Below are 13,071 nucleotides of genomic sequence, written 5' to 3'. Positions count from 1 at the left end.
AACCACCTACCTTTCCGACAGGGCCAGCTTGATGCCAAAAGACAGGAACAGCGCACCAATGCCGCGGTTCAGCCAGCGCGCCGGCCCGGCGCCGAGGCGCAGGCGCCGGCTGGCCAGCGCGGTCGAGACCGCCAGGAAGTGGCACCACAGCATGCCGTTGAGATTGAAGATCGCGCCCAGCAGGATGAAGGCCAGGGCCTTGTGCGGCGCCTCCGGTGCGATGAACTGCGGCACAAAGGCCAGGAAGAACAGCGCCACCTTGGGGTTCAGCACATTGGTCAGGAATCCCTGGGCGAAGATCTTGCGATAGGGCAGAGGCGGGGTGAGCGCTGGCGCGGCCGGGCCGGCCTGCTGGCGGCTCAGCAGCATCTGCAGCCCGATCCAGACCAGATAGGCCGCACCCACCCACTTGATCACGGTGAAGGCCCAGCTCGACGCCGCCAGCAGCGCCGACAGGCCCAGCGCCGCCGCCAGCACATGGACACAGGTGCCGGCGCCTATGCCCAGCGCCGCCGCCGAGCCGGCGCGCCAGCCCTGGGTGGCGCTGCGCGTCATGATCAGGATGGAGTCCGGGCCGGGTGCGATATTCAGCAGCAGGCCGGAAATGATGAACAGGGTCAGGTCTTGGGTGCCGAGCATGATGAGCGACTGTAAGCCCTGCGGCAAGGCCGGACGATGGTCATGGCCGCTCGCCCAGCTCGAAACGCATGATGCAGAAGTCGTCCCGCACCTGCTCGTGCAGCTGCGCACCCAGCCGGGCGTAAAAGCCCGGCCCGTCGGTGCCGAAATAGAGCCGGGGCAGGCCCAGGCGCTGCGCCTCGGCAAGCAGGGCGCGCACCAGCGCGCTGCCTATGCCCTCGCCGCGCCGGCCCTGGCTGACCACCATGGCCGCCAGCCAGGGCCGCAGATGGGCGCGCTTCGCGTCGTCGTTCTCGATCAGATTGATGGTGCCCAGCAACTGGCCGTCCTCGATGGCGATCAGGCTCAGCGGGATGCGGTCGGGATTGGTGGCGCCGCGCAGATGGGCAACCAGATCGGCCACGCTGTAGCCCCCCTCGACCTCGCGCCAGAACTCCTCATAGATCAGCCGCGCCACCGGCTCGATCAGCCCGGGGCGCTGGTACAGAGGCAGTATCTCGAAGCTCATGCGGGCCGCAGTCCCTGGCCATGGCTGACATCGGGCTGCGACTCGTCGGGCAGCGGCGTCGCTGCATCCCAGTCCTGCAGCACGGCCTCGGCGCCGGCCCGGTCGGCCTCGTCCACCACCAGGCGCAGCAGGCCGCAGGCCGGCAGCTCGCCGACCCCGCCCAGCAGATGCTCGCCCAGCAGCCAGGCCTCCAGCCCCTGCTGCCGCAACAGGCCCAGCAAGAGGTGGCCCTCGATGGCACTGTCCAGCTGGCGCAAGGTGATACGGCTCATGGCGAGCCAGCTTACCCCAGCCCGGTCTGGCCAGCACGCACAATAGACTGGACACCATGCTCGACACCGCACGCATCGCGCCGCTGCAAACCCTCTGGGCCTGGCTCGCCAGCTGGGGCCGGCTGCTGCATTTCGGCGCGCGCCTGCTGGTGCTGGCGCTGGCGCCGTCCAGCTACCGCCGCTCGCAGCGCCGGCTGATACTGCGCAGCCTGTACCTGGCCACCGCGCCGCTGCTGCCGGGCTTTGCGATCGCCTCGGCGGTCGCCGCGCAGATCGTCATCCGCATCGTGCTGGCCACCGCGCTGAGCTATGGGCTGAGCCGCTATGCGCTGGACGTGCTGGTGCGCACCCTGGTGCTGGAGCTGATCCCGCTGTCGGCCGCGCTGTTCACCGCCGTGCGCTACACGCTGCCGGCCGCCGAGCAGGTGCGCCGCCAGCGCCTGCAGGGCCTGCACAAGGCGGCGCTGGCGCGCGGCCTCGACCCGCTGCGCGACGAGGTGCTGCCGCGCGCGCTGGCCGGCGTGTTCGCCGCGATCACGCTGACCCTCTTGAGCAGCTTCATCACGCTGGTGCTCAGCTATCTGGCCGTCTACGGCTTCAGCAGCTGGGGTGTCGAGGGCTTCACCCGCACCGTCGGCCAGGTGTTCAGTCCGGTGATCGTGCTGATCTTCGGCCTCAAGACCCTGCTGCTGAGCCTGGCCGTGGCCATCATCCCGATGGTGCCGCTGGCCCGCGAGGAAAGCCTGGCCGGCCGCGCCGACATCGCCCGGCTGGCGCGGCTGCTGGCCGTGGTGCTGCTGATCGAGCTGCTGTCCCTGGTGGGCAACTACTATTGAGCCATGACGGACTCGCAAGACCTGCCCCCCAGCGACGCCCCGCCACCGGTCGCCAACCTGGACCTGAAGGCCCGGCTGCTGCTGCTGGCCGTGGCCTTGCTGCTGGCGGCGGCGGTGGCCTATGTGCTGTATGCGCGCGGCGCCTTCGAGCGCGCCCAGACCCTGGTGCTGGTGGCCGACCACGCCGAGGGCGTGGTCGTCGGCATGGACCTGAGCTTCGCCGGCTTCGCGATCGGCCGGGTGCGGCGCATCGAGCTGTCCGACGCCGGCAAGGCCCGCATCGTCATCGACGTGCCGCTCAAGGACGCGCGCTGGCTGCGCAGCAGCAGCGTGTTCACGATGGAGAGCGGCCTGGTCGGCGCGCCGCGCATCCGCGCCTACAGCGGCATCCTGGCCGACCCGCCGCTGCCCGACGGCGCCGAGCGCGAGGTGCTGATCGGCGACGCCGCCGCCGAGATCCCGCGCCTGATGGCCGGCGTGCGCGACCTGCTGGCCAATCTCAGCGCCATCACCGCCGACGATGCGCCGCTGAACCAGACGCTGCGCAATGTCCAGACCACCACCGCGCGCCTGAACGGCCCGGGCGGCGCGCTCGGCGCGCTGATGGGCGGTGAGCAGGACGCGAAGAAGATCATCCAGACCCTGGACCGGACCAACACGCTGCTGGCGCGCCTGGACGGCCTGGTCGCCAAGGCCGACAGCCAGGTCTTCGGCGAGCAGGGCCTGCTGCGCGACAGCCGCGCCACCGTGGCCCAGCTCAATAGCCTGCTGGGCGAGGCCCGCGCCAGCCTGAGGAAGGTCGAGGTCATTCTGCAGGACGTGCAAGGCATCACTGGCAACACCCGCGCCGCCACCGAAGACCTGGGCCAGCTGCGCGCCGAGGTCGAGGCCAGCCTGCGCAAGGTCGAGCAGCTGCTCAACGAGGTCAACCGGCGCTGGCCCTTCAAGCGCGACACCGAGATCAAGCTGCCATGAAGCGTCTCGGCCTGGTTTGCCTGATCGCGTCGCTGGCCGGCTGCGCCAGCGGCCCACCGCCGCCCGACTGGCAGATGAATGCCAAGAGCGCGCTGGAGCGCGCCACCGCAGCCTATCTGGCCGGCAACAGCCGGGTCGCCGCGCTGGACTTCGAGCGCGCCCGCGCCGAGCTGGCCCGCACCGGCCGCGCCGACTTGCTGGCCCGCGCCCTGCTGACCGAATGCGCCGCGCGCGTGGCCAGCCTGGAGTTCGACGACGACTGCCCCGGCTTCGCCCCGCTGGCCGTCGATGCCGGCCCGGCCGAGCGCGCCTATGCCGCCTATCTGGCCGGCCGCAGCGACGAACAACAAGACCTGGCCCTGCTGCCCGAGGCGCAGCGCCAGGCCCAGCCGGCGGCCATCGCCGACCCACTGGCGCGGCTGGTGTCCATGGGCGTGCGGCTGCGGCGCGGCGAAACGGTCGATGCGGCGCTGGCGGTGGACACCGCCTCGGCGCAGGGCTGGCGCAGGCCGCTGCTGGCCTGGCTGCATCAGCAGCTCAGGCAGGCGGAGGCGGCGGGGGATGCGGCCGGGGCCGAGCGGGTGCGGCGGAGGATGGCGCTGGTGCTGGGCCCCCAATGAGTCGCGGCACCATGGGCGACTGGCTCGGGACCGTAGCGGTCTTGGTGCTGGCAAGCAGCGGCCTGCGGGCCGAGCCGACGCCAACACCCTATGGCTTTGCCGGGCTGAGTCTGGACACCACGGCGGCACAGCTGCGCCAGCGCTACCCGCAGGATGCGACGGGCAGCAGCTACATGACGCTGCCGCCCGAGCGCTCGCACGATCACATCTACAGCATCCAGATCGCCAGTCCCGATGGCTCGGGCCAGGGGCGGCTGCGGCTGGGTTTCGAGCGCCCGGCCGTGCAGTCCGCCGATGGCAAGGTCCTGAGCCCGGCGCGCCACCCGCGTTGCGACCGGCTCAGCGCCAGGCTCAAGACCCTGTACGGCCCACCCGCCCAGGTGCATGAGTACATCGAGGGCGACACCGACGGCTATCGCACCCGCATCCTGCGCTGGCAACAGGTGCTGCCGCAGCTGGCGCCGGCCCAGCGCGTCGAACACCTGGTGTTGCAGTGCGGGCGCAGCAAGACGGCGCGCTGGTTTCAGGCCGATGCGCTGGATATCTCGCGCCATCTGCGCTAGCTAGCCGTACCCGGCGCTGCCGTTGGCGAGACCTGACCCCGCCCAGGATCGTCTTGCTGGCAGGACGGGTAGGACGACATCCGCCTCGGAGGGCGCCTTCGCCCCAAGGGGTGATTCCTCGGCGTCGGATTGCACCGGGCACTTCCGTCTCCGGCCGATCCACGCCCTCGAAAACCAGCCCCATCCCTGCGAGCGGGTGCAGCAATGTGCCACCTTGAGCAATCTGCAGCCGAGCACGCCCTGCCCGAACTATCTGTACCAACCCTATTCCCTCGCTGCCCCGACGGCCAGCGCGGCCGCCGCCGAGCAACGAGTGCTGCCAAGTCGGCTTGATGACCACCCGACCCTGTGCATGCGGGAAGTCGCAGCGCCGCGACAAGAAGCCCCGACGCTTGGCAGAACTGCAACCGTCTGCAACTGATCGTCAACAACTCCGATGGACATGGCGGCTGACCGGTGGGGGCTGATCGGGCAGGGGGAAAGCCCGCTAACGCCACTGCCGGCAACACTTAAGGGCCAGGCAGAGCAGCCGGCATTTGCCTCAGGCGGCACACCCGCACAGCACCGAATGCGGTGCTATGTCACGAGTCAGAAGACTGTGCGTTCCTCGCCATTCATATCCACTTACAAGTCGACATCAGCCCAGACACGGGCACTGACACCATCTCGCGCAGTCGGCCGGCCGTCGTCGCCTGGCGGACGACAAAGAAGAAATAAACAAAGCGACAACTAACGGCGGGATGGCTTTCGGTCGCCTTTCCCTCGTTGTCAGCACCTCCGCGGGAATTGAACATGAACAGCAAGACCAATAGCGCCGTGGCCGCCGGCCCGCAACGGCACGCGCCTCGCCATCCGTGGGTCACATCAGCCCTGCTCGTCGCGCTTGCCACCGCGCTTGCGGCATGTGGCGGTGGCGGTGGCGGCGAGGCCTCGCCGCCCGCAGACGCGCCGCCCGTCGGTGGGTCGCCCGCGCCCGTGCCCCCGGCCATACCGGCCTCGTCGCCCATGGCCGAGCCCGTTCTGGAGCCTGCACCGGTGGCCACGCCGGTGGTCTTGCCCACGCCCACGCCCGAGGCAACGCCGACACTCCCGCCCGCGCAGCAATTGCCGGTCGGCAGCATCGACCTCAGCAAGCCGGGCGTGGCGGTGAAGGTGGCTGCGGCGACCTCGTCGGCCATCGAGGGCGCCCACATGGCAGCCCTGGCCGTCGATGGCAGCATGAGCACGCGCTGGTCCAGCGCCGCGAACGATGCCGCGTGGATCCAGTTCGACTTTGGCGCCAAGACCCAATTGGGCTATCTGCAGCTGTCCTGGGAAAACGCGCACGGAAAGGAATATGCGCTGCAAGGCTCCGACGACGGGCAGACCTGGTACCAGATCCGCTACGTGGTGGGCAGCAAAGGCGGTACCGAGGAGTTCTTCAACCTCAACGCCCATGTGCGCTACGTGAGACTGCAAGGCGTCGCACGGGCCACACAGTATGGCTATTCGCTGTTCGAGGTGACCTTCAAATCGCCGGGCAGCGACAACTCCCTGCCCGTGCTCACCACCACAGCCCTGCCGTTCCCGGCCAATGGGGCGGCCCTCGCGCCCTCGCCAGCGGTGCAGGCGCCGCTGGAGACGGTGCAGTTCTCGCTGCCCGATGGCACCCTGGTCACCCGCTTCGGCATGGTGGGTCGTTCCCGCCACGCGCGCGAGCGCGGCGAGGACTGGAACGAGATCGGCTACGGCGTCAACGAGACGGTCGATGCAGCGGGCAAGCCGCAGGACAAGGGTCCGGGCGCCCACCTGAACTTCATCGCGAACTACTTCAAGAACCGCACCTGGGGCGTGGAGTTCATCGACAACAGCCGGGTGGCCGGCGTCACCAAGCCGACCATCGTCGTCAACCAGTATTACCAGCAGGCACAGCGGGGCGGTGGCCACTCTTTCTTCCGGCGCTTCGACGAACCCGGTGTGACGGGCTATGGCTGGATGTCACCCGGAGAATTGCTGGACCGCTCGACCTACACGGCAGGCTTCAACGATGTGGCCGCCTGCGCCATCGTCGCAAAGCCGCCGCAGGGCGCGCTGCTCAATCCGAACGGCGGCTACAAGGGCGTCAAGGGCGCCAACGACGGCTGCAGCGTCGTGCTCGACAACTATCCCGGCCACCGGGCGCTGGCCGCCAACGCCAACGGCGTGATGGCGCCGAACGGCGCCAGCGTGGCCTCGCGTGCGCTGAAGGTGGGCGACGCGATCGAGTTCACCGGCTCGTTCTTCTCGACCCGCGCGGCGATGGACGCGATCGGCGACAGCGGCGCCTTCCGCTACTACACCAACGAGGTGACCTATGTGGTGGGCAGCGGCCTGCGCCCCTGGTACGGCGTGCAGCCGCGCCTGATGAACGCGCCGCTGCCGGAGGACACCCTGCAGGGCGGCCTGGGCTCGGTGTCCTACGACTATGCCGACAACTCCAGCTTCATTTTCCAGCAGCCGAACAACCAGATCGGTATGCAGAACATGCAGCGCTTCATGGAAGGGCGCCGCTGGATCCACACCCATATGTGGACCGGCGATCACAACGAAAGCGGCAACGACCGGAACCAGGCGGGCGTGGGTCTGCAAGGCCCACGCTTCAACCAGGCAACCTGCTTCGCCTGCCACATCGGCAACGGCCGCAGCCTGGCGCCGAGCGCGATCAACCAGCGGCTCGATACGATGGCGGTGCGCGCCGCGACGACCGACGCCAGCGGGCAGCAGGTGCCGCATCCGATCTACGGCATGGCCGTCCAGATGAATGCGCGCTCGCTGGCCACCGGCGCCGCGCAGGACTGGGGCACCGGCGTGCGTGTGGCGGGCTTCGACCTGAAGACCGTGACGCTGCCCGATGGCACCGCGGTGACGCTGAGCAAGCCCAGGGTCGCATTCGACGGACCGACGCCAAGCGTGTTCTCGCTGCGCAGCGCCCAGCCGATGATCGGCATGGGCCTGCTGGAGGCCGTCTCCGACGCTGAGATCCTCTCGCGCGTGCGCAGCACGCCTGACGCCGATGGCGTCAAAGGCCAGGCCAACTACGCCTACGACCCGGAGACCGGCGTGGTGAAGCTGGGTCGTTTTGGCTGGAAGGCCTCCAAGGTCAGCCTGCGTCATCAGGCCGCCAACGCGGCCCTGCTCGACATGTCGGTCACCAGCCCGGTGTATCCGAACCGCGATTGCCAGGCTGGCAAGTGCACGCCGTCCAAAGTGGAAAAAGGCCTCTCCGAAGACGAGTTGACCTTGATCACCCGCTACCTGGGCCTGCTCGCCGTGCCGGCACAGCGCAGCGTGGCCAGCGGCTTCCCGAAGGGCGTGGCCCCTTTGCCCCACCTGGACGTCAATCCGACCCAGGTGGCCGCAGGCGCCAAGATCTTCCAGAACAACCGTTGCACCGCCTGCCATGTCAGCGAGATGAAGACGGGCAACGGTTCCGAGTTCTCCGAGCTGCGCAACCAGATCATCAAGCCCTACACCGACCTGCTGCTGCACGATATGGGGGCAGATCTGGCCGACAACCTGGTCGAAGGGCAGGCGAGCGGCAGCATGTGGCGCACGCCCGCGCTCTGGGGTATCGGCTACACCGAGCGGGTCGCCGGCAATGCCGGCAAGGTAGGCTATCTGCATGACGGCCGGGCCCGCACGCTGACCGAAGCCATCCTCTGGCACGGCGGCGAGGCAACGGCGAGCCGACAGCGCTTCGAGGCCCTGTCCAAGACAGATCGCGAGGCCTTGCTGGCCTTCCTCAACTCGCTGTGACAGCCAGCTGCGGCGCATCAGGAATGGGCGAGCTGCCTCCCGCTCCGCAGCTTGCCCAGAAACCGCCCCATGTGCGGATCACTGCGCTGCAGCGGCACCTCGTCAAACGCAAACCAGCGCACCGCCTCGAACTCGCCCGCATCGAAACGCGGCAGCGGCGCATGGCGGTCGCCATGCAGTACGTACCAGAGCGACACGTCCTCATGGCCGGCGGTCAGGCCGACCGTGGTGGTGCAGGTGAGGAAGCGCGGCGGACCGACCTCGGACTCGTCCAGCACCAGGCCCAGCTCCTCGGCCAGCTCACGCGCCACCGTGCGGCGCGGCGGCTCCAGCGGTTCAACATGGCCGCCGCTGGGCAGCCACAGGCGGGCGTTGCGGTGGTCGACCAGCAGGATGTGCCCCTCGTCCACCAGCGCGAAGTAGGACACCAGATGGCGGGGCGGCGTGGCCGGCTTGGCGATGCGGCACAGCGGCGCGCCGCTGTCCACCCAGTCCAGCATCTGCGCCAGCTGCTCCCGCTCCAGCGCGTCCCAGGGCTGGATCGATAGCAGCTCGGCGCGCACTTGGGCGCGCTGAGCCAGATCGGTGGCGGCGGTCATTGGATCGGTGCTTGTCATCGCCTCTCATTCCCCCGCTTGTAATTCCCCGTCGCCCGCGCCAGCAGCCGCTGGGCATCGGCTTCGGTGCCGCAGCGCGCCAGCGCGACCTGCAGGCGCCGCGCCTGGTCGCCGCGCATCAGGGTGACGACACGGCCATCGCGGCGGACCTGCAGCTCGCCAGTCTTGTCATGCAGCAGCCAGCTGAAACCCAGCGGCAGTTCGGGCAAACTGGCCATCGCGCCTCAGGGCCTAGAGGCAGGCGCCGGCGCCGCCGGCATCGGCCCGAAGGGCACGGGGCTCTGCGCCGCCAGCCAAGCCATCACGGCCCAGGCGGCGACGTTCTGGCGCAGCTTGGCCGGGTCGATCTTGTCCAGCGTGTCGTTGGGCGTGTGGTGCCAGTCGAAATAGTCGCTGCCGTCCTGGCTCAGCTCCAGCGCCGGCCAGTTCAGGCGCCGCATCAGCAGCGCGGCATCGGGCCCGGGCGTGGCCTCGTTGCTGCCCAGGGCGATGCCCAGCGGCGCGAGCTGCTGGCCGATCTGGGCCACGATGCCCAGGGCCTCGGGCCGCACCCGGCTTTGCAGCCGGTAGACAAGACCTGCCCCCAGATCGCTCTCGCCGACGAACTGGTGCACCTGGGCCTTGTACTGCTCGGCATAGGCCAGCGCGCCGTCGAAACCGTTCTCCTCGTTGGCGAACAGCACCACGCGCACGGTGCGGCGCGGCTTCAGCCCCTGCTCCAGCATCAGCTTGGCCGCCGCAGTGACGATGCCGACACCGGCGCCGTCGTCGAGCGCGCCGGGGCCCAGGTCCCAGCTGTCCAGATGGGCGCCCAGCAGCACCACCTCCTCGGGCAGCTCGGTGCCGGGAATCTCGGCGATGACGTTGTGCGAGGTCGCCGCGATGCCGGCCTCGGCCCGCAGCACCAAATGCATCTTGACCGGCTGGCCGTAGCGCTGCAGCCGGGCGATCAGGTCGGCATCGGGCACCGAGACGGCCAACGCCGGGATCTTGCTGATGCCCTCGGCATAGCGGGTCGCGCCGGTATGGGCCAGGCGGTCGCGATCGGTGCCTATCGAGCGTATCGCCACGGCCAGCGCGCCGCGCTTGGCGGCCTCGACCGTGCCCTGGGCCCGCGCCGCCACCGCCCGGCCGTAGCCGCGCGCATCGCGCGTTCGTTCGGTCTTCTGGTCGATGAAGACGATGCGGCCCTTGGCGCGCTCGCTGGCGTCGGCCTTCAGCGCCTCCAGATCGGGGTAGTAGGCGATCTCGGCATGCAGGCCCTCCTTGGCCGTGGCCACGCTATTGCCCAGCGCCGTCATCACCAGCGGGTGTGGATAAGGCGCGGTGATATGGGCGTGGGCCTCGCCGCGCTTCCAGGCGCGCAGCGGCACCGGCTCGGCCCGCACATTCGAGAAGCCCAGCGCCTTCAGCCGCGCCAGCGCCCACTCGACCGCCCGGGCATCGGCCAGCGAGCCGGCCGGTCGGGCGCCAACCTCGGTGACCAGCGAATCGACCAGCTCATAGGCCAGGCCATGATCGGCCGCCGCCGCGCGCAGGGCCTGGGCGGCCTGCAGCTCGGCGGGCGTGAAAGCCGGCGCCTCGGACTGGGCGCCGGCCAGGCCCGGCAGCAGGGTTATCAGGGTTGCCAGCAAGAGCCGGCACGCAGGAACTCGGAACGAAGCCAGCATTGTTTTCCTCCCCAGGGGTCTGTCTCGCAGCGGCGCCCAGCATAGCCGGGCTCGCGCTCCGCTTCGCGCCGTCGCGACGTCGATTCACGGCACCGGCTCGCCATTCGTCGCCCGCCGCTGGCGGGGCCAAGCGCCGGTGCCGAAGATGAGACCCATCAACACAAACCAAGCCAGCACCATGACCATCAGCACCCCCACCGAGCAGGAACTGCGGGACCAAGCCAAGAAGCGCGTCGACATGAAGATGGGCTTTCTGGTTCATCTGACCGTTTTCGTCGCGGTCAATCTGGGCCTCATTGTGCTCAACAGCCTGACCGGCGGCCCGCGCTGGCATGTGTTCCCGCTGTGGGGCTGGGGCCTGGGCCTGGCCGTCCATGGTCTGGTGACCCTGCTGGCGCTGATCAGCGGCGGCGGCCTGCGCGAGCGCATGATGGCGGCCGAGCTGGAGCGGCTGCGCCGCGCTCAGTGAGCCGGTCCAGATTCAGGGCGGAAAAGTCCTCACCAGCCACAGCGTCAGCAGCCCGGCCAGCAGCAGCCAGAGGGCGATGACCACGGCCGCGGCGGCCCAGCTCCGGGGTTTCTTCAGCAAGGCCTCGGCCCGCAGCCGGGCCCGCGCCATCACCGGCCCGGGCATGTAGCGGACCACCAGCCACAGCCCCAGCGGCACGATCAGCAGGTCGTCGAGATAGCCGAGCAGCGGGATGAAGTCCGGGATCAGATCGATCGGGCTCAGCGCATAGGCGGCAACGACCAGGGCCAGCAGGCGCAAGCCCGCAGGCGCGGCCGGATCGCGGGCCGCGAAATACACCGCCAGGACCTGGGACTTCAGCGCCCAGGCCCAGCGCTTGAGCAGCCCGCGGCGCCTTGCCATCAGTCCCCGAACACGATCTTCTTGCGCTTCTCGACCCACTCCTCGAAGTGCGGGCCGTAGACCTCCTCGACGCGGTTGCGCTTGACCTTGAAGGTCGGCGTGATGAAGCCGTTGTCGACGGTCCAGGGCGTCTTGACGACCACCAGGCAGTCGAGCTGCTCATGGGGGTCGAGCCGGGCATTGACATCGTCCAGGTGCTGGTTGAGCTGGGTCATCAGCTGCTGGCGATCGGCCTCGGTGCCGCTGCGCTCGGCGGCGTCGGGCGACAGCATCACGATGCCCAGCGGCTGGCCCAGATTGGCGCCGGTGACCACACAGGCCTCGACCGCCGGATGGGCGCCGAGCCGGTCCTCGATCGGCGAGGGCGCGACATACTTGCCCTTGCTGGTCTTGAACAAATCCTTGACCCGGCCGGTGATGCGCAGGCAGCCGTTCGCGTCCTGTTGGGCCTTGTCGCCGGTGCGCAGCCAGCCGTCCTCGGTGAAGGCCTCGCGGCTCAGCTCGGGCTCCTTGTAATAGCCCAGCATCAGCGCCGGGCTGCGCATCTGCAGCTCGCCGGTCTTCGGGTCGAGCCGGGTGTCGACCCCGTCATAGGCCGGGCCTACCGTGCCCTGCTGCAAGGTGCCGGGCACGGTGATGTGGGAGACCGCCAGGTTCTCCGTCATGCCATAGCCCTCGTTGATATTGAGACCCAGCTTGCTGTACCACTGCAGCAGGGCCAGCGGCATCGGCGCGGCGCCGCCGGCGGCGATGCGGCACTGGTCCAGGCCCAGGGCCTTCAGGATCTTGCGCCGCACCAGGCCGCCGATCAGGGGAATCGACAGCAGGCGGGCCAGCTTGGCCGGCGGCATCTTGGCCTGGATGCCCTGCTGGAACTTGACCCACAACCGCGGCACCGAGAAGAACACGGTCGGCCGGGCGCGCTGCAGATCGGCGGTGAAGGTGTCCAGGCTCTCGGCGAAGAACAGCCGCATGCCGGTGCGCAGCCAGCCATGCTCGACCAGCACCCGCTCGACCACATGGGCCAGCGGCAGATAGGACAGCATGCGGTCCTCGGCATTCAGCGGGATGCGGCCCAGGCCGGCCTGCAAAGCCCAGGCGAAGGCGCCAAAAGTGTGCATCACGCCCTTGGGGTTGCCGGTCGTGCCCGAGGTGTAGATCAGGGTGGCCAGCTCGTCGGCCGGGCGCAGCGGCTCGCCCTGCAGCGGCTGGTTGCGGGCGCAGATCGCGTCCCAGCCCTCGTAAGCGGCTTTCGCATCGTCGGGCGAGAGCGGATAGCTGATGCAGGGCAGCCCTGCGGGCAGGCCCGGCTTCATGCCGGCCCAGCCGTCGAGCTTGCCGACGAAGCAGGCCTTGGCCTCGCTGTGGTTGAGGATCTGCTTGATGGTCTCGGGCGCCAAGGTCGGGTACAGCGGCACCGAGACATAGCCGGCCATCCAGATCGCCAGATCGCTCATCAGCCACCAGGCGCAGTTCTTCGACAGGATGGCCACCTTGGACCCCGGCTCCCAGCCCTGGCTCTTCAGATGGGCGGCCATGCGGCGCGCGCCATCGGCGACCTGGGCCCAGGTGAAGTCCTGCACCTGGCCATTGCCCATCGGCTGGGTCAAGGTGACGCTGGACGGGCGGGTGCGCTCCCAGTGGTACAGGCGCTGCAGGGCCAGGCTGTCGGCGGGAATGGTGGTAGGCATGTGCATGTCTCCTCTTGGGGTTTGGCGCTGAGGCT

14 protein-coding genes are annotated in these 13,071 nt (G+C 69.4%); 6 read left to right on the top strand and 8 right to left on the bottom strand.

Annotation, left to right across the window (positions count from 1 at the left end):
- Positions 1-6 precede the first annotated feature (6 nt).
- The 3 genes from ABGI63_RS04550 to ABGI63_RS04540 are packed head-to-tail and all read right to left on the bottom strand — an operon-like array spanning position 7 to position 1,419.
- The gene (locus ABGI63_RS04550) at positions 7-639 is read right to left on the bottom strand and encodes a LysE family translocator (RefSeq protein WP_349741261.1); all 633 of its coding nucleotides are present in this window, start codon (positions 637-639) and stop codon (positions 7-9) included.
- A gap of 40 nt (positions 640-679) precedes the next feature.
- The gene (locus ABGI63_RS04545; protein ID WP_349741260.1) at positions 680-1,147 is read right to left on the bottom strand and encodes a GNAT family N-acetyltransferase; all 468 of its coding nucleotides are present in this window, start codon (positions 1,145-1,147) and stop codon (positions 680-682) included.
- A complete protein-coding gene (locus tag ABGI63_RS04540; RefSeq protein ID WP_349741259.1) occupies positions 1,144-1,419 on the bottom strand; it encodes a putative signal transducing protein in 276 nt (91 codons plus the stop codon). Before ABGI63_RS04540 ends, ABGI63_RS04545 begins: the two co-directional genes overlap by 4 nt.
- Before the next feature lie 56 nt (positions 1,420-1,475).
- On the opposite strand from ABGI63_RS04540, the gene ABGI63_RS04535 reads away from it, so the two are divergent.
- From ABGI63_RS04535 to ABGI63_RS04515, 5 genes are all read left to right on the top strand, one after another.
- Complete coding sequence (locus tag ABGI63_RS04535; RefSeq protein WP_349741258.1) at positions 1,476-2,255, top strand: MlaE family ABC transporter permease; 780 nt, start codon at positions 1,476-1,478, stop codon at positions 2,253-2,255.
- A gap of 3 nt (positions 2,256-2,258) precedes the next feature.
- On the top strand, positions 2,259-3,230 hold the full coding sequence (locus ABGI63_RS04530; RefSeq protein WP_349741257.1) for an MlaD family protein: 972 nt from the start codon (positions 2,259-2,261) through the stop codon (positions 3,228-3,230).
- Complete coding sequence (locus tag ABGI63_RS04525; protein ID WP_349741256.1) at positions 3,227-3,850, top strand: hypothetical protein; 624 nt, start codon at positions 3,227-3,229, stop codon at positions 3,848-3,850. Before ABGI63_RS04530 ends, ABGI63_RS04525 begins: the two co-directional genes overlap by 4 nt.
- Positions 3,847-4,413 (top strand): hypothetical protein, encoded by a 567-nt coding sequence (locus tag ABGI63_RS04520; RefSeq protein ID WP_349741255.1) that lies wholly within the window; start codon positions 3,847-3,849, stop codon positions 4,411-4,413. The genes ABGI63_RS04525 and ABGI63_RS04520 overlap by 4 nt, the downstream gene beginning before the upstream one ends.
- Positions 4,414-5,205: 792 nt before the next feature.
- Positions 5,206-8,187 (top strand): di-heme oxidoredictase family protein, encoded by a 2,982-nt coding sequence (locus ABGI63_RS04515; RefSeq protein WP_349741254.1) that lies wholly within the window; start codon positions 5,206-5,208, stop codon positions 8,185-8,187.
- Between the two features lie 17 nt (positions 8,188-8,204).
- On the opposite strand, the gene ABGI63_RS04510 is transcribed toward ABGI63_RS04515, so the two are convergent.
- The 3 genes from ABGI63_RS04510 to ABGI63_RS04500 are packed head-to-tail and all read right to left on the bottom strand — an operon-like array spanning position 8,205 to position 10,438.
- On the bottom strand, positions 8,205-8,786 hold the full coding sequence (locus tag ABGI63_RS04510) for an NUDIX domain-containing protein (RefSeq protein WP_349741253.1): 582 nt from the start codon (positions 8,784-8,786) through the stop codon (positions 8,205-8,207).
- A gap of 14 nt (positions 8,787-8,800) precedes the next feature.
- Entirely contained in the window at positions 8,801-9,022 is a 222-nt protein-coding gene (locus tag ABGI63_RS04505; protein ID WP_349741252.1) for a hypothetical protein, read from the bottom strand.
- A gap of 6 nt (positions 9,023-9,028) precedes the next feature.
- A complete protein-coding gene (locus ABGI63_RS04500) occupies positions 9,029-10,438 on the bottom strand; it encodes a M20/M25/M40 family metallo-hydrolase (RefSeq protein ID WP_349741251.1) in 1,410 nt (469 codons plus the stop codon).
- Between the two features lie 214 nt (positions 10,439-10,652).
- Here ABGI63_RS04500 and ABGI63_RS04495 point away from each other — a divergent pair, with 214 nt between their 5' ends.
- On the top strand, positions 10,653-10,943 hold the full coding sequence (locus tag ABGI63_RS04495) for a 2TM domain-containing protein (RefSeq protein WP_349741250.1): 291 nt from the start codon (positions 10,653-10,655) through the stop codon (positions 10,941-10,943).
- A gap of 12 nt (positions 10,944-10,955) precedes the next feature.
- Here ABGI63_RS04495 and ABGI63_RS04490 read toward each other — a convergent pair whose 3' ends face one another.
- Both ABGI63_RS04490 and ABGI63_RS04485 read right to left on the bottom strand, forming a co-directional pair.
- Positions 10,956-11,345: a YkvA family protein gene (locus tag ABGI63_RS04490; RefSeq protein ID WP_349741249.1), complete on the bottom strand. Its 390-nt coding sequence runs from the start codon at positions 11,343-11,345 to the stop codon at positions 10,956-10,958.
- Positions 11,345-13,036 carry an AMP-binding protein gene (locus tag ABGI63_RS04485; RefSeq protein ID WP_349741248.1) on the bottom strand — a complete coding sequence of 564 codons (1,692 nt, stop codon included), beginning with the start codon at positions 13,034-13,036 and terminating at the stop codon, positions 11,345-11,347. The genes ABGI63_RS04490 and ABGI63_RS04485 overlap by 1 nt, the downstream gene beginning before the upstream one ends.
- Positions 13,037-13,071 lie beyond the last annotated feature (35 nt).

Origin of the sequence: Roseateles cavernae, assembly GCF_040187885.1 — a bacterium.
Lineage (GTDB): Bacteria > Pseudomonadota > Gammaproteobacteria > Burkholderiales > Burkholderiaceae_C > Roseateles_E > Roseateles_E cavernae.
This window is presented reverse-complemented; position numbering and strand designations above follow the sequence as displayed.